Raw genomic sequence first — 339 nt, forward strand, 5'->3', positions numbered from 1 at the left:
GCATGGTAGCTCGAACGCACCATCGCACCGACCGCTGCATGGGCAAAGCCCATTTTATATGCTTCTTCTTCATACATTTTGAATACATCAGGATGCACGTAGCGACGTACTGGTAAGTGGTGACCACTTGGTGCCAGATACTGGCCTATGGTCAGCATATCGACGTTGTGCGCGCGCATATCGCGCATGACTTGCAGTACTTCTTCATCGGTTTCACCGAGTCCGACCATGATGCCGGATTTGGTCGGTACATGCGGATGCTGTTCCTTGAAGCGCTTCAGCAGGTTCAGCGAATATTCGTAATCAGAGCCAGGACGCGCTTCTTTGTACAGGCGCGGT

The 339-nt window shown here is 52.2% G+C and carries 1 protein-coding gene; it reads right to left on the reverse strand.

The features are described 5' to 3' along the window. Positions 1 to 339: lipoyl synthase (locus tag KDM89_RS20830; RefSeq protein ID WP_463322641.1), on the reverse strand; the 339-nt coding region annotated here is incomplete at both ends.

Origin of the sequence: Cognatundibacterium luofuense (assembly GCF_018139685.1) — a bacterium.
GTDB lineage: Bacteria > Pseudomonadota > Gammaproteobacteria > Burkholderiales > Burkholderiaceae_D > Undibacterium > Undibacterium luofuense.